Genomic DNA, 23,019 nt, shown 5'->3' on the forward strand with positions numbered 1-23,019 from the left:
AGAAAAAAATCTTATTTCAGCCATCAATACAGGTCAAACTCAACGAATCTACCATGGGCTTTTTACCACTTTTTGTCGCTTTATTAGGCTTAATATTACTTTACACTCTCTATACATACAATCAAATAAAGCCAAGAAAGGCCAACCTTAACCGGGTTATTGATGCCATGGCAGCCAACAGTCGCGAAAGGAAACAACTGGTTTTACAACACGAACAGAACAACCCCGCTCTGCAAGAGCTTGCCGAAAAGCTTCGAAAAACCTCTACAGACAGGTTTCAGAGTTATAAAAAAGAAGAAGAATTCATCGAAGAATTAGAGCAAGCCACCAAGCAACTCGCCAATGAAGACCTAGCTCATAAATTAAATGCGCTCAATCATAGACAGCAAGAGCTTATTCAAAACCTAAAGGCCAAAGCCAAGGAGTACAACTCTTTCATTGGCAAATCGCCTGCTTCGGCAGTAGCCTCAGCATTCGGTTTCAGACAATTTTAACTGTTCTTTGAGATAAGAGACTACTTCTTCGGCAGAATCAGGTTTAAACCATTGTACTTCTGAATCCCTTCTAAACCACGTAAGCTGCCGTTTGGCATATCTCCTTGAGTTTCTTTTGAGCAACCGAATAGCCTCCTCCCTACTGTATTCTCCCTTTAGGTAAGGAAAAATCTCCTGATACCCCACGGTTTGCAACGCGTTCAGATGCTCCAAAGCCAACAGTTTTTCTGCTTCTTCAAAAAGCCCTTGCTCAATCATGGCATCCATGCGCGCATCAATACGCTCATAGAGTTTTTCTCTTTCCATGTGCAGTCCAATTTTATGAACGCAGAACGGTCGGTGTTTTTTGTTCTGGTTTTTCCTAAAATGAGAAAATGGTCTACCGCTGACGCGTATTACTTCAAGGGCTCTAATAACTCGCTGCGGGTTGTGCAAGTCAACAACAGCTGCATATTCAGGGTCTGTTCTTTTCAGCTCTTCTACCAACGGGCTCAAACCGTTCTCTTCCAGTTCATCATTCAGTTTTTGTCTTACCTCCCCGGGCACTTCGGGAAACTCGTCCAATCCATGACAAACGGCATTCACAAAAAGTCCCGATCCGCCCACCAATACCAAAACATCATGTTGGCTATGGAGTTGTTCTATTAAGCGCAGAGCGTCCTTTTCGAACTTTCCAACATCGTAAGAATCATGAATAGAATGAGAATTTATAAAATGATGCGATACTCGGCTCAATTCTTGAGCGTTAGGCTTTGCAGTACCAATTTCAAGTTCTCTGTAAAATTGCCTGGAGTCTGCTGATAGTATTTCAGTTTGAAAGTATTCAGCAACTTCTATGGCCAATGCCGTTTTACCTACGGCTGTTGGCCCCACAATACATATTAAGTGCTTTTTTATTGAGCTCATGTTGAATTTACGCACCCAAATATATTATAATTGAAATTGCAGTATGAATAATAGACACAACAGCATTCTGGTCATTGATGACAATGACATTAATAGAAAATATCTAAAATCAGTACTTTCCAACAACAGCCTGGAACCCGTATTAGTAGAAAGCGGGTATAGGGCTCTGGAAGAATTACGATTACGCCAGTTCGATTTGATTTTAGTAGACATTCAGATGCCCGAAATGGATGGTTTTGAGTGCTACAACCGAATTAAAGAAGAATTTGGTTTATATTGCCCTGTTTTAGCAATAACTGCTTTCTCGGATAATGCCGATAAGAAGCAAATCATTGAATTTGGCTTTAACGATTACATTCTGAAACCTGTAAAACCTAACGTATTGGTAGAAACCATTAAATACTGGATTACCAATTTTAGCAAGACCAACGGGGCCAGCCCCTTTCAGGAAGATGAACATGTAGACGAAGAAGTAATTCAGGACCTACTTAGATACACCGATAAAGACTCACTACTCTTATTAATCGATGAATTTGTTGAAGAGACTAAATCAAATCTTCAATCAATTTCATTTTTAAAGAGCAATCATAAGTACACTGAAATTTTGAGTATCTTGCATAATATAAAAGGAAATGCTGGTTCTTTCGGATTCACCACTCTTTCTTCTATGGCCTCTACCATAGAGTCATACATTAAAGAAGAAAAATGGGATAGGGCTGTTTCTATTCTCGATGAATTTTTAGAATATGGCGACTTTCTTTTTAAAGACCATAGAAGACTGTTAAAGATTTATTAGTTATGACTGTTGAATACAAGAAAGTGCTCGTAGCCGAGGACAGTTCTGTTATTCAGAATCTGTTGAAGAAGATTCTGCTTTTTGAGAACTGTAAAATCACCTCTGCCAAGGATGGGCAGGCTGTGTTAGACAAGTTCGAAGCCGAAGACTTCGACTTGGTTATCATGGATGTAAACCTTCCGATTCTCAATGGATTGGAGGCCACCAAGCGAATAAGAGCCGGAAAAACCAAAAAATCTAAAATTCCAATAATTGGAATTTCTGGCAACGCCAAAAACCTGCCGGTTTCGGAGTTTTTTGAGGCCGGAATGAATGAATACATTCAAAAACCACTCGATTATGACAAACTGATTGAGCTGGTTAAAAAATATACTTCCACCAACTAAATGTCTGTAAAGTACACAAAACAATTTCTGGGTAAACTAGAAGACATATTTGCCGAGTCTGACTACGTATTGCGCTACGAAAAAGGCAACTTCAAGTCGGGCTATTGTATTCTAAAAGACACCAAAATTGCTATTGTGAACAAATACTATACTACAGAAGGCAAAATCACCTGCCTTTTGGACATTATTAAATCTATTGAACTAGACCCTAAGCAGCTTAGCGAAAAAAACGTTAAGCTGCTTAACGAACTCTCTCAAACCTCACTAAAGCTGTGAAAGTAACTGTTCTTGGATCAGGAACTTCGCAAGGTGTGCCGGTAATTGGCTGCCAGTGCCCGGTTTGTCAATCTCTTGACTTTCGAGATAAAAGACTCCGCTCTTCTGTTCATATAGAAGTAGAGGGCAAAAGCATTGTGATTGATTCCGGCCCAGACTTCCGTCAGCAAATGCTCCGAGAACGCATCAGCCAACTAGATGCCCTACTGTTTACTCACGAACACAAAGACCATACGGCCGGCATGGACGATATTCGTTCGTTTAATTTTCTGCAAGAAAAAGACATGCCCGTTTATGCCGCCCCGAGGGTAATAGAGCAATTAAAACGTGAGTTTGCTTATGTATTTTCTGAAAAGAAATATCCCGGTGTGCCCATGGTAGAGGTAAATGAGTTAGACGGTCAACCTTTTGAAGTAGAAGGGATACAGGTTATACCTATTGAGGTACTACACTACAAATTGCCAGTATATGGCTTTCGCATAGGAGACTTCACCTATATAACCGATGCCAAAACCATTAGCGAAGAGTCTTTGGAAAAAGCTCGCGGCTCAAAAATTCTGATGATCAATGCATTGCAGCAAACCGAACACTTGAGCCACCTCACGCTGAACGAAGCCATAGACATGGCTCAAAAAATTGGAGCAGACGCCACCTATTTTACTCACTTAAGCCACAAAATGGGCAGTCACAAAACCATAGAAGCGCAACTGCCCAACAATATTTATATTGCCTATGATGGTCTTCAGCTATCGCTCTAAGACCAACTATTTTGCCACGTTTATTTTAAGCGTATTTGTTCTTCCAAATTCATGAATTGGCATACTGGCTGTGGTAATAAACACATCGCCCGACTTCAGCTTGCCTGCCTCTTTTAGTATCTCCTCCTGATCTTCGAATGTCTGGTCTGTAGAATGACGTTTGTCATAAAAAAATCCTTCTACTCCCCAAACCAAGCCCAGTTTGGTTAGCAGCCCTTTGTTGGCGGTGAATATGAAAATCTTAGAATAAGGTCTGTGCGAAGCCATTTTAAAGGCGGTATAGCCCGAAACAGTGTTGCCTATAATGGCTTTTGCCCTTACCTGTTCGCAAAGCTTACAGGCCGCAAGCATCACATTGTCGTTAATAAAGGTGTCGCTATCTTCCTGAGGGTTGTAGAAGTGGTCATATACTTTGGCCGAACTTTCTACCGAAGCAATGGTTCTAGCCATATACTGAACCGTTTCTACAGGATATTTTCCGGCCGCTGTTTCGGCAGACAGCATCATTGCATCGGCACCATCCAACACCGCATTGGCCACATCGTTTGTCTCTGCCCGGGTTGGCCTCGGATTAGAGATCATGCTTTCCATCATCTGTGTAGCAATAATTACTGGCTTAGCGGCTTTGTTGCATTTATCGACAATCATTTTCTGAGCCATGGGTACCTCTTCCATCACTATTTCTACCCCAAGGTCTCCCCTGGCCACCATTAGAGCATCAGAGGCGGCAATAATGTCATCTATGTTTTTTAGAGCCTCGGGCTTCTCAATTTTAGCCACTACCCTAATATCCTTACCCGATTGTTCAATTTGCTTCTTTAGGTCCAGAATGTCCTTGGCCGTTCTAACAAAAGAAAGAGCAATCCAGTCAACCCCCTGATCGATTCCAAACGCAAGATCTTCCTTATCCTTCTCTGTAAGAGCCGGGGCCGAAACATCCGTAAAAGGAAGATTGATTCCCTTCCTGGACTTCAAAGAACCACCGTATTTAACCTCACAGATTACGTCTTTACCTTTAATATCCTTTACAAAAAGTTCGAGATTACCATCATCAATAAGCACCATATCGCCCTTTTTCACATCTTTAGGCAAATCGGTGTAAGAGGTACTCACACGCTTAGAGTTACCCAAAAGACTTTCGGTAGTAATGGTCAGTTCCTGGCCGGGTTCAATAAACACTTCTCCATCTTCAACCTTTTCTACCCTTATTTTTGGTCCTTGCAGATCCTGAAGAATAGAAACATGAGTCCCAAGCTCTTCATTTACCTCTCTTATTCTCTGAATTACCTGAGCATGTGTGGCGTGTTCACCGTGAGAAAAGTTCAGTCTGAAAACGTTTACACCAGCCTTTACAAGTTCGGTTAATACCTCTTTAGACTGGCTGGCAGGCCCTACAGTGGCCACAATTTTTGCTCTTTTAGAATAAATAGTCTGACCCATATTAAAAGATAAGGTTATCCTTAGATTTTAGTGATTGAATATCGATTTTGGTTGTAAACTGCACGAAAGGTATTCGTTTGACTTCGCTAATAAAAGTATTCTCATCGAAAGTGCTGGATTCGTTTTCCAAAAGCACCAGATAGTCGAAATTTTTCAATTCAGGCAGCAAATAGGCATTATAAGCTCCATCAGTATCTTCGGCTCTATTTCTGATTAATCGAACCGTCTGAAACTCTGACCGATCCAGAAAATTCTGAATGGAAAGACTCTTCTGTTCATTGAAACCAATTTCTATGTTTTCTGCTTTTACCAGGTTGAGCTTCAAATCTTTATTGAGGCACCACGCGAGCTTGTATGGTTTCACGTTAGCATTGAGGGCTAAAAGAAGAAAGTCGAAATCATAAATAACCTGAAGCTTATTTTTAGCCATACGATGCAAAATTAGGCCTTTTGAAGGGCTCGGACAAGATTAAAAATTTTGTTTGACATTCGGGGAGAATTGCATTTCTTTGCATCGAGTTTTAACTAAATTTTAACCAAAATGTCAGAAATCGCATCAAAAGTTAAGGGTATTATTATTGATAAATTAGGTGTTGAAGATTCTGAAGTAACACCAGAAGCCAGCTTCACCAACGATCTTGGAGCTGATTCCCTTGACACTGTGGAATTGATCATGGAGTTTGAGAAGGAGTTCAACATTTCAATTCCTGATGACCAGGCTGAAAACATCGCTACTGTTGGCGATGCCATCTCTTATTTGGAAGCAAACGTTCAGCAATAATTTCTCACTTACGACTCTAGTATGCAATTAAAACGAGTTGTAGTAACCGGACTAGGCGCACTTACACCACTAGGTAATAATCTCAATACATATTGGGACAATCTTATTAAGGGTGTAAGTGGGGCTGGACCGATCACCAAGTTCGATCCCGAAAAATTCAAAACCAAGTTTGCCTGCGAGGTAAAGGGATACGATCCTAACGAGCACTTTGATAGAAAAGAAGCTCGTAAGATGGATTTATTTACCCAATACGCCTTAGTAACAGCCGAGGAGGCTATGCAAGACGCAGGTATTGACCTGGAATCAATCGATAAGCTAAAGGCCGGTGTTATCTGGGGTTCAGGTATTGGCGGTCTTAGAACTTTTCAGGAAGAAGTGGCCTCTTTCGCCCAAGGCGATGGAACTCCACGATTCAACCCATTCTTCATTCCTAAGATGATTGCAGACATTTCTGCAGGAATGATTTCTATCAAATACGGATTCAATGGCCCCAACTTTGTCACTGTTTCGGCCTGTGCCTCCGCTACCAACGCCATGATAGACGCCATGACCTACATTAAGTTAGGCAAGGCCAATATTATGATTACAGGTGGCTCAGAAGCATCGGTAACCGAAGCAGGAATTGGTGGGTTTAACGCCATGAAAGCCCTGTCTGAGAGAAATGATTCTCCGGAAACGGCTTCAAGGCCTTTCGATAAAGATAGAGATGGGTTTGTTTTAGGCGAAGGTGCAGGAGCTCTCATTCTGGAAGAATACGAGCATGCCAAAGCACGCGGTGCTAAAATATATGCTGAAGTAGTTGGTGGCGGTATGTCGGCCGATGCCTATCACATTACAGCCCCTCACCCGGAAGGGTTAGGTGCCTACAATGTGATGATCAACGCATTGGAAGACGCCCACATGAAACCGGAAGAGATTGATTATATCAACGTTCATGGTACTTCTACACCACTTGGCGATATTTCAGAAGCGGCTGCCATTGAAAAAGTATTTGGCGAACATGCCTACAAACTGAATATCAGTTCTACCAAATCCATGACAGGACACCTGTTAGGTGCTGCCGGAGCTATTGAGGCCATTGCCAGTGTAATGGCCATTAAGCACCAGATTGCCCCTCCTACCATTAACCACTTTACAGACGATGATCAATTTGACCCTCGTTTGAACTTTACCTTTAACAAGGCCCAGGAGAGAACAATCAATGCTGCACTTAGTAACACCTTTGGTTTTGGAGGACACAATACCTCTGTGATTTTCCGTAAAATTGACTAATTGTGCGGTTGATAGTAAACCGTGTAACGTCTCTTTTCAAATCATATTCTAAAGAAGAAAAAGCGCTTATTGCCTCTATCAAAATGATAACAGGCAGTAAGCCTTTTAATTTAAAACCCTACCAAATAGCCACTCAACACACCTCAGTGGCTAAAGCACTCAAAAAGGGCTTCAAAGAATCGAACGAACGTTTAGAATATCTCGGAGACTCTGTGCTAGGCATGGTGGTGGCCGAGTACCTCTTCAAACGCTTTCCGTTCAAAGACGAAGGCTTTCTTACAGAACTCCGCTCGCGTATTGTAAGCCGAGAAAGTCTCAACAATGTGGCAAGAACCATAGGCGTACCGCAAATTGTGCGCTTCGACCGAAAGCGCAAAACACCCAATTCCCACAAGTCGCTTTATGGTAACACATTAGAAGCGCTCATCGGAGCCATTTATCTGGACAAAGGCTTTAGACACAGCCGAAAATTCATTCTTAAAAAATTGCTTCTGCCCCATTTCGATCTGGAAGAAATCATTAATACCACCAAGAACTATAAAAGCAAACTGATCGAGTGGTCGCAAAAACACTCCAAGTCGCCTACCTTTGAGCATATTGACACCATAGATAAAGGCCATTACAAGGAATTCATTATTGAAGTAAAAGTAGATGACGAACCGATAGCCAAAGGACATGGTTTAAGCAAGAAGAAGGCCGAGCAAGATGCAGCCCGCGAGGCTTGTATTATTCTAGAACTAGAACAATGAGAACATATCGCATAGGTGGAGCCACTATAAACCAGACCCCACTCGACTGGAAAGGTAACCTTGAACGCATTAAAAAGGTGTTGATTGAGGCCCGAAAAAATGGCGTAGAAATACTTTGTCTTCCCGAATTGTGCATTACCGGCTACGGATGTGAAGATTTGTTTCTAAGTCAATGGCTCCCCGAAAAGGCTTTGAGCCTCATCCCTCAGTTGGTTGCCGAAACGGAAGGGCTACTCACTACCCTTACCCTCCCCCTTCGCCACAAAGGATTGCTCTACAACTGCGCCATTGTGGTTAAGAACAAACAAATACTGGGTATATATGCTAAGCAACACATGGCACTAGATGGTGTACACTACGAACCCCGCTGGTTTAACCCATGGCCCATTGGCTTGGTAGAAGACTTTGAAATTGACGGAGAAACATACCCAATTGGCGACCTTACTTTCGATGTAGATGATTGGAAGGTAGGCTTCGAGATTTGCGAAGACGCATGGCGCGGACCCGTGAGACCTGCCTGCAGACTCAAAGAACGCGGAGTTAACCTTATTCTTAACCCTAGCGCCAGTCATTTTGCCATGCAAAAAACACTGGACCGCATTAAGCTTGTTGAAAACTCCAGCTTAGACTTTAATTGCACCTATGTATATGCCAATCTGCTGGGCAATGAGGCCGGACGCATGATTTACGATGGGGAAATTATGGTAGCCCAGCGAGGAAAAATACTGCTCAGAAACCAACTGCTCAGTTTCCGGGCATTTGAGCTATGCTATGGCGATTTCAAAGCCGATCAATCGACCCAAGAGAACAACGAAGCCGTTGCCCCGGTACTTTCCAAACAAGAGGAATTTCCCAGGGCCTGCGCACTGGCCCTTTTCGACTATATGAGAAAAAGCCGCACTAAAGGATACACCCTTTCGCTAAGTGGTGGAGCCGACTCAGCCACTTGCGCCATTATGGTGGCCGAAATGGTAAAAAGAGGTATTGAGCAGCTGGGAAAAGAGTCTTTCTGCTCAGCCATAGGCTTCGATGAGCTGGCTGAAAAACCCGAAAAGAAAATAGTCTACACCATTTTTAATACGGCCTACCAAGGCACTGTCAATTCCTCAGAGGCTACTTTAAATGCTGCTAAATATTTGGCAGATTCAATTGGTGCAAAATTTTACAGTTGGACAATCGACTCTTCCGTTGAAGCTTACACTTCAATTATTGAAACGGCACTCCACAGAAAATTAAGTTGGGAGCAAGACGACCTGGCCTTGCAGAATATTCAGGCACGCTCGAGAAGCCCCATTATATGGATGCTCACCAACATTACCAATACCTTATTGCTCACTACCTCGAACCGTAGCGAGGGCGATGTAGGTTATGCCACTATGGACGGAGACACCAGCGGTAGTCTGGCCCCTATTTCTTCAGTTGACAAGCACTTTATCAGGCAATGGCTTATTTATGCCCAGAAGGAAATGGGTTATGAAGGTCTAAGGTTCATCAACCAACTTCCTCCCACTGCAGAACTAAGACCACAAGACCAGAAGCAAACAGATGAAGACGATTTGATGCCTTACCATATAATGGTTGAAATAGAAAAGCTAGCTATTAGGGACCACAAATCTCCTTTAGAGGTTTTTACTGAATTGAAAGCTGCAGATCTTGAGCCGGAAGATTTGCTGAGGCAACACGTGAGGAAATTCTTTCGGCTTTGGAGCCGCAATCAGTGGAAACGGGAGCGCTTAGCACCAGCCTTTCATCTCGATGAGTTCAACGTAGACCCCAGAACTTGGTGTCGTTTCCCTATTCTCTCGGCTGGTTTTGAGGAAGAATTAGCCTTATTATAAAGCTTAACAATTAGTTTTTTCGGTTTCAGGCTATTCAATCGGATTGCTTTCAGCAATTCGTATATCTTTGCTTTATGCACCAATTAACAGTTCTATCTTACTTTGTATGGGATCCAATGCGGGAGATTATCAAGGGTATTCAGCCCCCCGTATGGTATAGTGTACTTTTTGCTGCCGGTTTCATATTCGGCTACCAAATAATGGTCTACATTTTTAAGAAGGAGGGCAAAAACCCACTCAATGTAGATACACTTTCAGTTCATATGATTGTGGCAACCATTGTGGGCGCAAGATTAGGACACCTCATATTCTATGAACCAGAACGATTCCTGGCAGATCCCCTTGTATTTTTCAGAACCTGGGAGGGTGGTTTGGCAAGCCATGGCGCAGCCATATGCATACCCATTGCCTTATACCTCTATAGTAACTATGTGGTTAAGGTGGTAAAACCCAGACCATGGCCTTTAAAATTCATTAAACAAAAACGAGAGGGACAAAGCTATTTGTGGATTATAGACCGAATAGTGATTACCGTAGCCCTGGCCGGAGCCTTTATTCGCTTTGGTAACTTTGTAAATTCAGAAATTATAGGAAAGCCCTCAGAATCGGACTATGGGGTGGTGTTTGGTCGCGTAGCCGAAGAGGCTCTGGAAAAGGCTCCTTTAGGTATTGAAAGTGCTGAAGCTTCAAAAGGCAGTACGACCGAAAGGCGTGCTCCAGGTATTGTTCCGGTAGACCTCAGGTTAGTATTTGAAAACAGGCAACTATCAGAAGCTCAAGCACGAAAAATCATTGAAGATGATGTACGATTGATACTTCTGGGAAACCAATCGGTACAGGAGCATTATGCCCAACCCAACGAACCACTCGATTATGAAATTAACATTGTAGACCGTAAGGTGGAGGCCATAGTGCACACCTGGGGTATTGCAAGATATCCCGCACAGTTGTACGAATCGGCCACCTGTGTACTCCTTTTTCTTATTTTGCTAGGCATTTGGTTTAAATGGAAGTCGAAAACTCCTGAAGGCTTACTGTTCGGTATTTTCCTCATCTGGATATTTGGCCTTCGCTGGTTCCACGAACTATTTAAGGAAAACCAGGTTGCTTTTGAAAATGACATGACCTACAACATGGGGCAACTGCTCAGTATTCCTTTGGTACTTGTAGGGGTAATTATGCTGATAAGAGTCATAGTATTATCTAAGAAATCTTAAATCGGGAGTGTTCATAAAGTTATTCAGGCTGTGGTTGATTGTGGGGTGCATTTTATGTATTAAGTCCGGCACCTACGGACAAACTTTGCCTGATATTGACACCGCCTCGGTGGTCAAGATTGGTAAGATTTACGTTACAGGAAACAAGCGTACCCTGGAAAGCATCATTTTGCGGGAGCTTAGTTTTGCTGAGGGAGACCAAATTAAAGTAAGCGATCTAGCCGATAAAATAGTGCTGGACCAACAAAAGCTCATTAATACACGCTTATTTGTGACGGCCGAAATTGTGCCGCTTTTTCTTTCCTCCACCCAGTGCGAAGTACTCATTAGGCTACAAGAGCGATGGTACGTTTTTCCGGTTCCCATATTTAAGCTGGCCGACAGAAACTTTACCGAGTGGTGGGTGAATCAGAACAGAGATTTCTCCAGGGTAAACTATGGCATGCAACTATACCACCTTAACTTTTCTGGTCGAAACGACAGGTTGGTTGTCCGCACCCAGTTTGGCTTTACCAAACGCTACAGTTTTCAATATTCGGTGCCATATATAAACCGTGCTCAAACAGCAGGGCTCACCCTTTCTACTTCGTTCGATACCAATAAAACAGTGAGCTACGCCTCCGATGGTCACCTGCAACAGTTTGTGCAGAGCGAAGACGTAATTCGCAGAATATTCAGTACAACAGGAGCCATAACCTTTCGCCCCTCATTCTATAACCGGCATTCGTTCATTCTTAATTATAACAGAGGCTCCATTGCCGATACTGTTTTCCGTCTCAATAGTGAATACTTTCAGGCCAACACCCAGTTGCAACAGTACTTTGCTTTTGGGTATTCCTTTGTTCACGACCGCAGAGACTATGTTGCATACCCACTAACCGGTACAGAATTTACCTTCAACTTCAATCAGTTTGGCCTGGGAATATTCGATGACATAAACATGACCAGCACCCGGCTGGGCTATGGCACTTTCTCCCAGTTGAGCAAAAAACTCTACCTCGCCAACAGAGTAGACATTTACAAAAACTTCTCCGATGAAATTCCCTATCTGATTCGGGCTGGTTTTGGTTATAACCCCGATTTCATCAGGGGCTATGAGCGCTACGTTATTGAAAGTGATTTTTTGGCTTCGTACCGTACGGCTTTGCGCTACGAGGTGCTTAAAGGAGTTAAGCAAATCAACCCTAGAAGTATGATCGACCAGTTTAGAACATTACCTTATGCTTTCTACTTAAAGGTGTTTTTGGATACCGGCTATGCCGGAGATTCACTGGCTTCTAACATCAACAACTTCTACAACAATCAGTGGATTGGTAGTGTAGGTGTGGGTCTGGATATTGTCACCTACTACGATTTTGTGGTTCGACTGGAGTATAGCATTAACCGTGAAGGAAGCACGGGCTTCTTCTTCAATTTCAGATCGGCACTTTAGATTATTTGCCCCATCTAAACCCCTAATTTCCTATATTCGGAAGTGCGAAGAGTAACACTCACTTTTTTTCTATTTATTCAACTAATCTTTGTGGCGAACGCACAATTGGCTGGTGTTCCTCCCAAAGGCCCTATTTCTCTGGCTCTTGGTGGAGTATCTGCTTCTACGGCCAATGAATGGTCGGTTTTCAATAATCCTGCCGGGCTTATTGCCAATGAAGGCATTAATGCAGCTTTTAGCTATCAAACCATTTTCAACTTTGCCCCCTTTAATACGGTCATGGCCGCTGTGAACCATGAGACCAACTGGGGAACGGCCTCCTTTGGAGTATATCGCTTTGGAGACGAGCTTTTTAGCAACCAAATGGCCAGCCTTGGTTTTGCCCGAAAAATTGGCATTATGAGTCTTGGAGCTAAAACCAGCGTATTACAATACCATATCGATGGTTTTGGCAAAAGGGCCACTTTTATTGGCGAAATGGGCGTATTAGCAGAGTTCACGGAGCAGTTACATTTTGGTGCCCACGTATATAACTTCACCCAATCGGTAATTGCCGAAGAAAGTGGCGAACGCGTGCCAACTATCATTCGCTTGTCGCTCAAATATCAACCCGATGAGGCCTTGGCTATTTATATGGAGGGCGATAAGAATGTAGAAGACAAACCGGACCTACGCCTGGGTATAGCCTATGGTCTTATGGAAAACCTTGAGTTGAGAACAGGTTTTTCTACCCAAACCAATCGGCACTCTTTTGGGGCGGGCCTTACGCTCAAGAAATTTAAGATTAATTATGCCGTCCGCTCTAACCGCGGCACAGGCGCTACGCATAATTTTGGGCTCGGCTACCAAATTAAGCAACCATGAAAAAGTGGGTGCTTCCGGCTTTGATTTTGCTGCTCGTAATCAGCCATTTTCCACTAAGGGCCCAAATACGGGAAAATTTTGATTTACAGCTTTTTATTGAATCACTCTTCAATACTCAAGAAGAATCGCTGAACTATGAAGACCTGTACGAGCGTCTTCTACTGCTTTACGAAACACCGGTAAACATCAACACAGCCTCCATCGAGGACCTTAGAGGCTTGTACATACTTTCTGACCCACAAATAGATTCGCTGAAAGCCTACATTGCTCGCAATGGCAAACTGCTCACCGAATATGAGCTTCAACTAGTGCCAGAGTTCGACCTGGCCACTATAGAGAAAATTCTACCATTTATTACCATAAATGCACAAGACCTAACTACCGACAACCGGCCTCTCTGGCAACGTATTTTGAGCGAAAGAAACCACTACTTCATATACCGTTATGAGCAAACCTTAGAGAAAAAAAGAGGCTTTGATCCTCCGGAATCTCCCACCGATACGCGCTATGCAGGTAGTAGAGGTAAACAATACCTTCGGTATCGGGTAGCAAAACCGGGAGATTTTAGCTTTGGCTTTACTACCGAAAAAGATCCGGGCGAAGCCATTGTTTGGGATCCTGACAGCAAGCGCTATGGCATGGACTTTTGGTCTGCACATGCCATGCTTGAGAATAATAACCAATGGAGAAAGGTAATAGTGGGAGACTACCAGTTGCAGTTTGGGCAAGGGCTCATATTTGGAGCAGGTTTTGCCATTGGAAAAGGCTCCGAAACCATCAATACGCTTGAAAGGGTAAACCTCGGCATTCGGCCTTATACTTCCGTGTTAGAAGGTGGCTTTTTGCGAGGGGTTGCGGCTACATATTCGCTCTCCGAGAAGGTAGCCCTAACCGCTTTTTTCTCACGCTTAAAACAAGATGCCGCATTGCAAGAAGATGAAGAAACCTTTGAGCAATATTTTTCATCCATTCAAACCTCGGGGTTCCACCGCACTCCATCAGAAATTGATAATAAAAAACAAATTACCGAAACAGTGGCCGGGGCAAACCTTCATTTCAAAGTGAATGGAAGAACTCAGCTGGGCTTTGTTATCAGCAACAACAACTTTAACATCCCTATACAGCGTAGCAATCAGGGCTACAATCTATTTGAGTTTTCGGGCCAAAGCAATAGCAACGGCAGTGTTTATGCCAACTTCAACATCAACAAATTCAGGATTTTTGGTGAAGCAGGTGTTTCCAAAAGTGGAGGAAAAGGCGGAGTGTTCGGGCTCACCACCACCCTATCTCCCAGGGTAGACTTTGCTCTGTTATGGCGCAACTACAGTCGGGATTTTCACGCCCTTAGGGGAGCTTCATTTGCAGAAGGAAGCCGCAACATTAATGAAAGCGGTATTTATTGGGGACTTAAATACACCCTGAACCGATCGCTCTTTGTAACGGCCTACTACGATTCTTTTCAGTTTCCCTGGCTCAGATACCGGGTAAATGCCCCTTCGGAAGGCAACGACTACCTACTACGAGTCAACTACTTACCCAACTCAAAAGTCCATTCTTATATTCAATACAGAAAAAAGACCCGCGAAGAGAACGCCACAGAAACAGATACCGGCAACACCATAATAAGACCCGGAGTCAGGCAGCAGGTTTTGGTCAACTTTGACTATCGGCTGGCTCCCGGCCTTTCACTAAAATCGAGAGTTCAATACAGCCATTTTCAGCTATATACAGAAAAGAATGATGGATATGCCTTTATACAAGATGCGGTGTATGATTTCGGTAAACTTATTCTTAGTGGCCGCATAGCACTATTCGATACTGAGGGAGCAAACAACAGGCAATATGCCTATGAGAGAGATGTATTGTATTCTTTTTCAATTCCTGCCTATAGTGGTGAAGGCGTTAGAAACTACATTCTCATTCAATACAAAGCGAGTAGAAAGTTAGACCTGTGGGCCAGATGGGCAAGAACGCGCTATTACGATAGAAAAACCATAGGAAGCGGACTCGAAACCATTGAAAGCAATCAGCGCACCGATGTAAAGTTTCAGATTCGCTACAAGCTCAGGTAAAGGCAGGCAATTACCCGCCCCTGTTATTACATTAGATATCACATATAACCTTACTAGTTAAGGTCTTAGCAAGAGTAATACTTGTCTATAATTTTTTTCTAAAATTATAATCGATCCATTCAACCCATTTGATTTGTTGGGCAAAACAAACTTTGATAATTTCCGAGTCTGAAAACCTATTGAAATGAATATGAAACTTAAAGCGATAATACTGCTTTGTGGCCTGTCAGTTTCAGTGGCATTTGCCCAGAAGAAGGCCGATAGAAAAGACCATGAGCGATGGCAGCAATATGCCAAGTACTACATGGAAATAGACATGGACGTAAATACCAACCGATTTACGGGAGTACAAAAACTGGAATATACCAACAACTCTCCTGATGAACTGGACAAGGTGTTCTATCACCTATATTTTAATGCTTTCCAGCCGGGAAGCATGATGGACGTAAGATCAAGAACCATTGATGACCCAGACAGAAGAGTGGGCGATAGAATCTCTAAACTCTCTGACGATGAAATAGGCTACCAAAAAATTCTTTCCCTAAAGCAAAACGGCAAAGATGTAACGTATAAGGTAGAAGGCACAGTACTCGAAGTTTCACTCAATGAGCCCATTAAACCGGGACAAAAAGTAACCTTTGACATGAACTTTGAAGGTCAGGTTCCGGTACAAATTCGCAGAACCGGAAGAGACAATGCCGAGGGCGTACGCTACACCATGACTCAGTGGTTTCCTAAACTGGCCGAGTATGACTATCAGGGCTGGCATGCCGATGAATACATAGGCCGCGAGTTCTATGGGGTATGGGGTGACTTTGAGGTAAAAATTTCGATTGACAAAGACTATGTTGTTGGTGGTACCGGTTATCTTCAGAACCCACTAGAAATTGGCCACGGATATGAAGACAAAGGACAAACCGTAAAACAAAAAGTGAAGAATGGTAAACTTACCTGGCACTTTGTGGCTCCTAATGTTCACGATTTTGCCTGGGCAGCCGACCCAGACTACATTCACGACAAGCTGACCATGAAAAACGGAATGGAGCTTCACTTCTTCCACCAAAAAGGTCAGAATGAAGAAAACTGGGAAAAGCTCATGCCTTTGGCTGAAAAAGCTTTTGAATATGCCAATAAACACTTCGGCCAATACCCTTACAAGCAGTTCTCTGTTATTCAGGGAGGTGACGGAGGCATGGAGTACCCAATGTCTACCATGATTACAGGTATGCGAGGTAGTCTGCTAGGTGTAACTGTGCATGAAGCCATGCACGATTGGTACCATGGAGTATTGGGTAACAACGAAGCCCTGCACCCCTGGATGGACGAAGGGTTTACTTCTTATGCCACTTCTCGCATCATAAGCCACATAGCGGGTCGCGATACAGCCGAAGAAACTATTGAGAACTTGGGAATGCCCGCCAATGGTGGTTACCTGAGATTGGCAACCAGCGGAGTAGAAGAGCCTCTAAGCACTCATTCAGATCACTACCATCTAAATGGTGCCTACGGAGCAGCTGCTTATAGTAAAGGCTCCGTTTGGATGAGCCAGATGGGCTATGTAATTGGAGAGAAAGCCCTTAACAAAGGACTCTTAGAGTATTTTGAAACATGGAAGTTTAAACACCCTAATCCGAACGATGTTCTACGCGTATTTGAGCGTGTTTCAGGTCTGGAGCTAGACTGGTACAATGAGTATTTTGTGTACACTACTAAAACCATTGACTACGGAGTGAAAGAAGTAGTTGGCGAAAACAACCGCACCAAAGTTACACTCGAAAGAGTTGGGTTAATGCCTATGCCAATGGACGTAGTCGTAACTTACAAGGATGGGACCAAAGAGGTACACTACATGGCGTTGCGCATGATGCGAGGTGAAAAACCAGCCGAAACCAACGACCCGCGCGTGGTACACCCTGACTGGCCATGGACTCACCCTACTTATGAATTTACTATCAATAGACCAGCCTCGGAGATTGCCTCCGTTGAAATCGACCCATCTGGACGAATGGCCGATGTGAACCGCGAGAACAACGTTTGGAAAGCGGAAGCTATCGATAGCAAAAAATAATAAGGCTCTTGCCTACAAACGCGAAAATCCGGCTTGTATAAACAGGTCGGATTTTTGCTTTTAAAAAGCTTTCAACAATTATTAACTTAAACAAAAACGCACCATTATGACAAAATCTACTCTATTCCTGTTTGTTCTACTTCTAATTTGCTCATGTAATTCTAAACCAGAATTCAAGATCCAGGGTACCATTGAAAACTATGAGGGCTATGTATTTCTTCGCTATGGAAATTACGTAGACAGTACGCTTACAGAAGATGGACGGTTTGAATTTACGGGGTCGGTTGAGTACGTACGTAACGCCACCATTACTCATAAGGCCGATGGAATATACAGCGCACAATTCTTCTTAAACAATGAGGAAATATCGCTTAAAACAACTTATAAAGAACCATTCATTAGGCTCGTTGAAGTACACAGCTCCACAAACAGCCAAATGAAGCAAATTCTTAGCGACCTTGAAGGAATTATGGAGGATGAGCAAAAACTGAGAGGCAATGCCCTTTACTTATACATGGACTCCATAACTAAACTCTATCCCAGAAACGAATTTATAGCAGAACTTACTTCAGAAGTAGTCACCAGCGACTTTATTACCATTGATCAGTCACAGCAACTATTATCTACCATAGACACCACCCTTCTCGATCCGCTAGACCTGAAGTCCGTTATGCTCTCTTTAGACCGACAGGAACGAATAAACCCGGGAGATCCTTTTCCCGACTTCTCCTTTGAAGGGTTCAATGGTGAAACTTATACCCAAAACAGTTTTTCGGATAGGTATGTTCTGATAGACTTCTGGGCTACCTGGTGTGCTCCTTGCATTAAAGGGTTTGGATCATTACTGCCAGTTTACGAGGAATTAGAAGGAAAATTAGAAGTGCTTGCAGTATCGATCGACTCCAACAAGGAATTTCCTTTAAAACACCTGAATAATAAGAATTACCCATGGAAGCAGGCTTTTGCTGAAAAAGGGTTTCAAAATCCTTTTCTGGAACAGCTAGGAGTTGTTTTTCTTCCATTCTATTATTTGATCAGCCCGGATGGCGAAATTCTGGCAATCAATCCGAAAATAGACGAAATTCCGGAACTCATTAACAAACGTTCGAGCCTCAAAGAGGTTCTAAAGTAATGGATATAGGAAAAACCTTAATGGGGGTTGTTTATATCATGGCCGGGCTAATGCACTTTGTAAAGCCCAAGCTGTATATGAAAATAATGCCCCCTTACCTCCCACTCCACCGAATACTGGTTTATCTCAGTGGCCTGTTTGAAGCACTTTTTGGAGCCCTATTGCTTATCCCAAGCACTCAAAACATTGGAGCTTGGGGTCTTATTGCCACGCTGCTAGCCGTATTCCCGGCCAACCTCTACATGCTCACTTCTTATAAGGGTAAAAAACGCTGGTACAAAGTCGCACTTTGGCTGAGACTCCCCCTACAGTTTGTCCTCATATACTGGGCCTGGCTGTATACCTAATAACAAGCCGTGTATTCACTAAAACAATAAAGACCTGAAAATCAACATACTATAAATGTTTCATAATTTTATTTTCAATGTTTGAACTTTAATGTTTAAACACCAGTTAACTTCCTGAACTTCGAAAAAATTAAACAAACAATTATGAGAACATTTAATGTACCCACCCGAGATGAGGTTAGTGTTGAGAGTCAGCAACTTTTCGATGCACTAGAGAAAAAGCTAGGCATGGTGCCTAATCTATATGCCTCTATAGGATACTCCGGCAATGCCCTTGCTTCTTACCTAACCTTTCAGGATGCACAAGCCCAAGGCACATTCAATGCAAAACAGCGTGAAGCCGTAAACCTGGTTGTTTCGCAAGTTAATGGTTGCACTTATTGCCAGGCAGCACACACCACTCTGGGGAAAATGAATGGCTTTACAGAAGAAGAAACCATAGCACTAAGACAAGGTCGCTCTTCCGATGCCAAACTGAACGCCATTGTTGGTTTAGCCAAGAGCCTTGTAGAAAATCGTGGAAGAGCCTCAGAAGATAAAGTAGAAGAATTTTTGGCTCAGGGATATGATCAGGCAGCCCTGGTAGACCTTGTTGCCCTTGTGGCGAGTAAAACCCTTGCCAATTACGTGCACAATCTATTTGATTTTGCCATAGACTTTCCTGAAGCACAGCCCTTAGAAGAGGCTATTAATGCTTAAAAGCATAGACGAAAACCATTAAAGGTAGAGTTAAGTGTGTGTTGGTTGAGGGCTGCCCGGCTTAGTCGGGTGGCTCTCTTTGTTCATAGGCAATCACAGCGAAGCACCACCAGCCAAGAGCTTTATTAATGTGGGAACATTAGTATATTTAAAAATCGTTCGAGTAGCCAAGAAAACGCCCCACTATGGAAGAACAGTTAAAAAATGGTGAGTTCCTTAATGAACAACAGAGGTTGCGTGTAAATCTTCAGTATACTGCAGCCTGGTTGGGCGAAAAAATTTCGGCTTTTCTGAAGCCCTATGACATTACTCAACAGCAATTCAATGTGCTTTCTATTCTCGATAAACAATTTCCGGAGCCTATTAGCACCAAAGAGATCAGGGAACGAATGATTGTAAGTAATGCCGACACCTCTCGATTGGTTGATCGTTTGTGTAGCAAAGGCCTGATTTGGAAAAGACCTTGCCCGCACGATGGCCGTTTGGTTCAGGTTTTTATTGCCGAAAGTGGACAAAAACTGCTGCAACAAGTTAATACCCACATGCCCCAACTGGATGCGGAGATGGACAATCTGTCGGAAAAAGAACTGCTCATACTCAACCAGCTTTTAAACAAAATGAGATTTAGAGTTAAAAGCAGCTCTCCGGCCTAACCTTCTTCCCAAGCCTCCTTCTTCTATCGGCCAATTGCTCTCTGTGCATTGATTCAGCCATATAAAAACAGCTGCTACTTCCCTTGCGGTCTCTCTTCTCATTCCCCATTGTTCGTAGTTTATCGTCTTAGCACCCGATACAGAGTATAGATAGAGCCAACACACAACACACTAAATATCCACCGGGGCTCAACTACACCAACCAAGGGTAGGCCAATCAATGCCCCTACTGCAGCACCTATGTCTTTAGCTGTTGAGAGCTTGGCAAACGCATTGTAATTCTCCCGGATTGAACTTCTTTGCAAAGCAAACAAAGGCATGCAAACATTATTGACCGCAGCGGCTGCGAACACTATTACTAAAGCCTCAACTATAATACCTCCGGCCATAAAGCCTAAGGCAATGCATATCAACCCAGAAGATAAGGCAAACACCAGTCTATGACCGTAACGCCTAATAGCAGAGCCTGTTAAAGGAGCCAGTATAATCTGAAAAACCCTTCTCATAGAGATAAAAATTGCCGTATTCATCAGCACATGTTCCGACCAGAAATTGGCATGGAATCGCAGCAGTATGCTAACTGTCACTACCACAAATCCATCGATTAGAAAGGAGGAAATAAATACCCATCCATCGAGCCAATTGGGCTTTTGAAAACGTACGACTTCTTTTAGCACTACCTTAGCCTTAGGATTTGGAAGGTTGTGGAGTAATGTCATCCCCATGAGCGTGGCCATGGCAGAAGTAAGGAATACTGGTGAAGCCCCCCATGTTGCTAGTACTATTGGTCCAAACCAATAGGCAAGCACCGGCCCAAGCTCTTTAATCGATGTAGCTATACCCAGGGCTTCTCCTTTGTGCGGTGCTAATTGTACATACTGAACTGAAGCAAATCGAAACATGGAGTAGCTGATTCCCCAAACAACCCGCACAAGCAACCAAAACCATAAAGGCATTTCAAAGGCATAAGACATTGAGGTGAGAGCTGCCAAACAGATTGCCATACTTACAATATGCTTAAGTCCTGTGACCGCGGCCAGAGCATTGACCCATCGATTTGATAAAACCCGGACAAACTTATTAATGCTTAATATGGCTCCTACTGAAAAGGCGTTTAACTCTAAGGTTGTAGCATTTAATGGCAGGTAGGCATAGAGAAAAGCATCGGCCATGCTTCCGAGCGTCATGGCCAAAGAAGATCGAACTGTTGGCCTCAACGACAGGGTTGCATTCTCCACTTCTAACCGGCCAGAGTTTGCCTGTGTTGAGCGCATCTAACCACAGCAGGCAGAAGCATGCGCATGAGTAACCGTGGCAGTGGTTCCACAACCACACCCTTCCTCTCCTTCTGCCTTTTTTACCTCATCCAGTTTACAACACGCTTCAGTGTTTTCAGTCGGGGCCCCTCCACAACATCCTGCAACTTCACTATCAGACTCCGCTGGGCTACTCACAGATCCGCAACAAGATAAATCGCCTTCATTGGTAGAACCACAAACCCCGGTCTCCGGCAAATCTAACTCCACTCTTTTAGCTCCTTCTATATCGCCATCTAGCCAAGCGGCAATACTCCTCACTTGTTCATAGCCTGTAGCCATTAAGAAAGTAGGTGCCCTTCCGTAGCTTTTCACCCCTACCACATAAAAATTGGTTTCAGGTTGTTTGAGCTCCAACTCTCCATGCGGACGTACCGTACCGCAACTGTGTATATTGGGATCTATAAGCTCTGCCAACTGAGGCACACATTCAAGTGCAGGGTCTCGCGCCAACCGAATTTCTTGCAGCATCGAAAAATTGGGCCGGGCTCCGGTGTTCGCAATAATCTCATCGATTGCAGAAACCGTATGATCTTTGCCCTCTAATAAACCATGAACAGCAATGGTTCCATCTTCTGAGCTTACTCTATCAATGTAAAAGGGCATGTGCAGGCTCAGCTGGCCGGAGTTAACTAACTGTTCTATCCTTGTGCCTAAAGCTCCCCTTGCTTCCAAAGCATCTTGCTCTCTACCACCATAAAGCTTTGAAAGACTCTCTGAGTGAAGTGCCCAATGTAGCCGGGTATTGGGGTAATCTACCTTTAACTCGGCCAAACTAAGCAATGAGTTAATGGCTGAATGGCCTCCACCAACTACGAGAACCGACTTGTTGGCATATCGCTGTTTATCTTTTCCCAAAATATCCGGAATACGGTAAGCAATTTTATGCCGATGTTCATGCTCACCTTGTGCAAAACTACCTCCTGAGCCAATGGGATTGGGGTTTTGCCATGTGCCTGAAGCATCAATTACCACAGATGCCTCAAAAGATAAGTTCGTTTCTTCCTGCCTAACCCAGATTACAAAAGGCGAAGAATCTCTGTTGTGAGAATTCACCTTGGTGATTCCTTTTTTAGTGATGCTTAAGACGGTGGAATTCAGGTGTAGATATGGTTTTACTTTAGGGTGCCCGGCCAACGGCCTCAGGTATTGGTTCACCAAGTCCGCCCCGGTGGGCAGAACCTCACGGTCGGGTTCAACCCAGCCCGACCTTGTCAATATCTCCTTTGCCGCTTTGTCTATGTTGTAGCGCCAGGGTGAAAACACTTTTACATGCTTCCAGTCTGAAACATTATGACCAACTTCAGGGCCATTTTCGAATATGAGAAAAGGGATATTTCTTAACGCCAGATGAGAAGCAGCCGCTAATCCTACAGGGCCTGCTCCTATTATGGCAACAGGTAGTTCTCTATTGATTGTCATCATTTTATATCGTTTTGCCAAACAAGACGGACAAAGGGTAAAATGATGCAGGCGGGCTTATGATTTACAACAGACTAATTTAACCTGAGTTCGATGTACGA

23 protein-coding genes are annotated in these 23,019 nt (G+C 43.4%); 18 read left to right on the top strand and 5 right to left on the bottom strand.

What is annotated here, in order from left to right:
- Positions 1-53: 53 nt before the first annotated feature.
- The gene (locus tag B3O12_RS08070; protein ID WP_286746287.1) at positions 54-494 is read left to right on the top strand and encodes a hypothetical protein; all 441 of its coding nucleotides are present in this window, start codon (positions 54-56) and stop codon (positions 492-494) included.
- On the opposite strand, the gene miaA is transcribed toward B3O12_RS08070, so the two are convergent.
- Positions 468-1,400, bottom strand: a complete 933-nt coding sequence (gene miaA, locus B3O12_RS08075) for a tRNA (adenosine(37)-N6)-dimethylallyltransferase MiaA (protein ID WP_286755926.1) — start codon at positions 1,398-1,400, stop codon at positions 468-470. The two genes, B3O12_RS08070 and miaA, sit on opposite strands and share 27 nt — an antisense overlap.
- A gap of 43 nt (positions 1,401-1,443) precedes the next feature.
- Between miaA and B3O12_RS08080 the strand changes: the two genes are divergently transcribed.
- The 4 genes from B3O12_RS08080 to B3O12_RS08095 are packed head-to-tail and all read left to right on the top strand — an operon-like array spanning position 1,444 to position 3,616.
- A complete protein-coding gene (locus B3O12_RS08080) occupies positions 1,444-2,196 on the top strand; it encodes an Hpt domain-containing response regulator (protein WP_189629549.1) in 753 nt (250 codons plus the stop codon).
- 2 nt (positions 2,197-2,198) lie between these two features.
- Positions 2,199-2,582, top strand: a complete 384-nt coding sequence (locus B3O12_RS08085; protein ID WP_189629548.1) for a response regulator — start codon at positions 2,199-2,201, stop codon at positions 2,580-2,582.
- On the top strand, positions 2,583-2,858 hold the full coding sequence (locus B3O12_RS08090; RefSeq protein ID WP_189629547.1) for a hypothetical protein: 276 nt from the start codon (positions 2,583-2,585) through the stop codon (positions 2,856-2,858).
- A complete protein-coding gene (locus B3O12_RS08095; RefSeq protein ID WP_286755927.1) occupies positions 2,855-3,616 on the top strand; it encodes an MBL fold metallo-hydrolase in 762 nt (253 codons plus the stop codon). Before B3O12_RS08090 ends, B3O12_RS08095 begins: the two co-directional genes overlap by 4 nt.
- Before the next feature lie 6 nt (positions 3,617-3,622).
- Here the strand turns inward: B3O12_RS08095 and pyk are convergent, their stop codons facing one another.
- The gene (pyk, locus tag B3O12_RS08100; RefSeq protein ID WP_189629545.1) at positions 3,623-5,056 is read right to left on the bottom strand and encodes a pyruvate kinase; all 1,434 of its coding nucleotides are present in this window, start codon (positions 5,054-5,056) and stop codon (positions 3,623-3,625) included.
- 1 nt (position 5,057) lies between these two features.
- A complete protein-coding gene (locus tag B3O12_RS08105) occupies positions 5,058-5,486 on the bottom strand; it encodes an IPExxxVDY family protein (protein WP_189629544.1) in 429 nt (142 codons plus the stop codon).
- A 111-nt stretch (positions 5,487-5,597) separates the two neighbouring features.
- Here B3O12_RS08105 and B3O12_RS08110 point away from each other — a divergent pair, with 111 nt between their 5' ends.
- The 13 genes from B3O12_RS08110 (at position 5,598) to B3O12_RS08170 (ending at position 20,180) form a co-directional block, all read left to right on the top strand.
- Positions 5,598-5,837, top strand: a complete 240-nt coding sequence (locus B3O12_RS08110) for an acyl carrier protein (protein ID WP_068224820.1) — start codon at positions 5,598-5,600, stop codon at positions 5,835-5,837.
- 21 nt (positions 5,838-5,858) lie between these two features.
- Complete coding sequence (gene fabF, locus B3O12_RS08115) at positions 5,859-7,109, top strand: beta-ketoacyl-ACP synthase II (RefSeq protein WP_286755928.1); 1,251 nt, start codon at positions 5,859-5,861, stop codon at positions 7,107-7,109.
- 2 nt (positions 7,110-7,111) lie between these two features.
- On the top strand, positions 7,112-7,858 hold the full coding sequence (gene rnc, locus B3O12_RS08120; RefSeq protein ID WP_229838573.1) for a ribonuclease III: 747 nt from the start codon (positions 7,112-7,114) through the stop codon (positions 7,856-7,858).
- Positions 7,855-9,696, top strand: a complete 1,842-nt coding sequence (gene nadE, locus B3O12_RS08125) for an NAD(+) synthase (RefSeq protein ID WP_286755929.1) — start codon at positions 7,855-7,857, stop codon at positions 9,694-9,696. The genes rnc and nadE overlap by 4 nt, the downstream gene beginning before the upstream one ends.
- A 116-nt stretch (positions 9,697-9,812) precedes the next feature.
- Entirely contained in the window at positions 9,813-10,913 is a 1,101-nt protein-coding gene (locus tag B3O12_RS08130) for a prolipoprotein diacylglyceryl transferase (protein ID WP_286755930.1), read from the top strand.
- A gap of 7 nt (positions 10,914-10,920) precedes the next feature.
- Positions 10,921-12,345 (top strand): hypothetical protein, encoded by a 1,425-nt coding sequence (locus B3O12_RS08135; RefSeq protein ID WP_189629540.1) that lies wholly within the window; start codon positions 10,921-10,923, stop codon positions 12,343-12,345.
- Between the two features lie 90 nt (positions 12,346-12,435).
- The gene (locus B3O12_RS08140) at positions 12,436-13,209 is read left to right on the top strand and encodes a hypothetical protein (protein WP_286755931.1); all 774 of its coding nucleotides are present in this window, start codon (positions 12,436-12,438) and stop codon (positions 13,207-13,209) included.
- Positions 13,206-15,281 carry a ComEA family DNA-binding protein gene (locus B3O12_RS08145; RefSeq protein ID WP_286755932.1) on the top strand — a complete coding sequence of 692 codons (2,076 nt, stop codon included), beginning with the start codon at positions 13,206-13,208 and terminating at the stop codon, positions 15,279-15,281. The genes B3O12_RS08140 and B3O12_RS08145 overlap by 4 nt, the downstream gene beginning before the upstream one ends.
- 190 nt (positions 15,282-15,471) lie before the next feature.
- The gene (locus B3O12_RS08150) at positions 15,472-17,349 is read left to right on the top strand and encodes a M1 family metallopeptidase (RefSeq protein ID WP_286746304.1); all 1,878 of its coding nucleotides are present in this window, start codon (positions 15,472-15,474) and stop codon (positions 17,347-17,349) included.
- Between the two features lie 106 nt (positions 17,350-17,455).
- Positions 17,456-18,481 (top strand): TlpA disulfide reductase family protein, encoded by a 1,026-nt coding sequence (locus B3O12_RS08155; RefSeq protein ID WP_286755933.1) that lies wholly within the window; start codon positions 17,456-17,458, stop codon positions 18,479-18,481.
- Complete coding sequence (locus tag B3O12_RS08160; protein ID WP_286755935.1) at positions 18,481-18,828, top strand: DoxX family protein; 348 nt, start codon at positions 18,481-18,483, stop codon at positions 18,826-18,828. The genes B3O12_RS08155 and B3O12_RS08160 overlap by 1 nt, the downstream gene beginning before the upstream one ends.
- 144 nt (positions 18,829-18,972) lie before the next feature.
- On the top strand, positions 18,973-19,527 hold the full coding sequence (locus tag B3O12_RS08165) for a carboxymuconolactone decarboxylase family protein (protein ID WP_189629534.1): 555 nt from the start codon (positions 18,973-18,975) through the stop codon (positions 19,525-19,527).
- Between the two features lie 185 nt (positions 19,528-19,712).
- Entirely contained in the window at positions 19,713-20,180 is a 468-nt protein-coding gene (locus B3O12_RS08170) for a MarR family winged helix-turn-helix transcriptional regulator (protein ID WP_189629533.1), read from the top strand.
- Between the two features lie 119 nt (positions 20,181-20,299).
- Here the strand turns inward: B3O12_RS08170 and B3O12_RS08175 are convergent, their stop codons facing one another.
- Both B3O12_RS08175 and B3O12_RS08180 read right to left on the bottom strand, forming a co-directional pair.
- Positions 20,300-21,454 carry a hypothetical protein gene (locus B3O12_RS08175; protein ID WP_286755937.1) on the bottom strand — a complete coding sequence of 385 codons (1,155 nt, stop codon included), beginning with the start codon at positions 21,452-21,454 and terminating at the stop codon, positions 20,300-20,302.
- Positions 21,455-22,921 (bottom strand): NAD(P)-binding domain-containing protein, encoded by a 1,467-nt coding sequence (locus tag B3O12_RS08180; protein WP_286755938.1) that lies wholly within the window; start codon positions 22,919-22,921, stop codon positions 21,455-21,457. It abuts the gene before it with no gap.
- Positions 22,922-23,019 lie beyond the last annotated feature (98 nt).

It is taken from the genome of Roseivirga sp. UBA838 (genome assembly GCF_002296035.1).
In the GTDB taxonomy this organism is placed as follows: Bacteria; Bacteroidota; Bacteroidia; order Cytophagales; family Cyclobacteriaceae; genus Roseivirga; species Roseivirga thermotolerans.

What these genes read in the sequence shown, in the direction of transcription:
- B3O12_RS08110 (WP_068224820.1), top strand. Translation starts at nt 5,598, where the DNA reads ATGTCAGAAATCGCATCAAAAGTTAAGGGTATTATTATTGATAAATTA.
- B3O12_RS08130 (WP_286755930.1), top strand. Translation starts at nt 9,813, where the DNA reads ATGCGGGAGATTATCAAGGGTATTCAGCCCCCCGTATGGTATAGTGTA.
- B3O12_RS08090 (WP_189629547.1), top strand. Translation starts at nt 2,583, where the DNA reads ATGTCTGTAAAGTACACAAAACAATTTCTGGGTAAACTAGAAGACATA.
- B3O12_RS08165 (WP_189629534.1), top strand. Translation starts at nt 18,973, where the DNA reads ATGAGAACATTTAATGTACCCACCCGAGATGAGGTTAGTGTTGAGAGT.
- B3O12_RS08105 (WP_189629544.1), bottom strand. Translation starts at nt 5,486, where the DNA reads ATGGCTAAAAATAAGCTTCAGGTTATTTATGATTTCGACTTTCTTCTT.
- miaA (WP_286755926.1), bottom strand. Translation starts at nt 1,400, where the DNA reads ATGAGCTCAATAAAAAAGCACTTAATATGTATTGTGGGGCCAACAGCC.
- B3O12_RS08155 (WP_286755933.1), top strand. Translation starts at nt 17,456, where the DNA reads ATGACAAAATCTACTCTATTCCTGTTTGTTCTACTTCTAATTTGCTCA.
- B3O12_RS08150 (WP_286746304.1), top strand. Translation starts at nt 15,472, where the DNA reads ATGAAACTTAAAGCGATAATACTGCTTTGTGGCCTGTCAGTTTCAGTG.
- B3O12_RS08180 (WP_286755938.1), bottom strand. Translation starts at nt 22,921, where the DNA reads ATGATGACAATCAATAGAGAACTACCTGTTGCCATAATAGGAGCAGGC.
- B3O12_RS08175 (WP_286755937.1), bottom strand. Translation starts at nt 21,454, where the DNA reads ATGCGCTCAACACAGGCAAACTCTGGCCGGTTAGAAGTGGAGAATGCA.
- B3O12_RS08160 (WP_286755935.1), top strand. Translation starts at nt 18,481, where the DNA reads ATGGATATAGGAAAAACCTTAATGGGGGTTGTTTATATCATGGCCGGG.
- B3O12_RS08080 (WP_189629549.1), top strand. Translation starts at nt 1,444, where the DNA reads ATGAATAATAGACACAACAGCATTCTGGTCATTGATGACAATGACATT.
- B3O12_RS08170 (WP_189629533.1), top strand. Translation starts at nt 19,713, where the DNA reads ATGGAAGAACAGTTAAAAAATGGTGAGTTCCTTAATGAACAACAGAGG.
- fabF (WP_286755928.1), top strand. Translation starts at nt 5,859, where the DNA reads ATGCAATTAAAACGAGTTGTAGTAACCGGACTAGGCGCACTTACACCA.
- B3O12_RS08085 (WP_189629548.1), top strand. Translation starts at nt 2,199, where the DNA reads ATGACTGTTGAATACAAGAAAGTGCTCGTAGCCGAGGACAGTTCTGTT.
- nadE (WP_286755929.1), top strand. Translation starts at nt 7,855, where the DNA reads ATGAGAACATATCGCATAGGTGGAGCCACTATAAACCAGACCCCACTC.
- pyk (WP_189629545.1), bottom strand. Translation starts at nt 5,056, where the DNA reads ATGGGTCAGACTATTTATTCTAAAAGAGCAAAAATTGTGGCCACTGTA.
- B3O12_RS08145 (WP_286755932.1), top strand. Translation starts at nt 13,206, where the DNA reads ATGAAAAAGTGGGTGCTTCCGGCTTTGATTTTGCTGCTCGTAATCAGC.
- B3O12_RS08070 (WP_286746287.1), top strand. Translation starts at nt 54, where the DNA reads ATGGGCTTTTTACCACTTTTTGTCGCTTTATTAGGCTTAATATTACTT.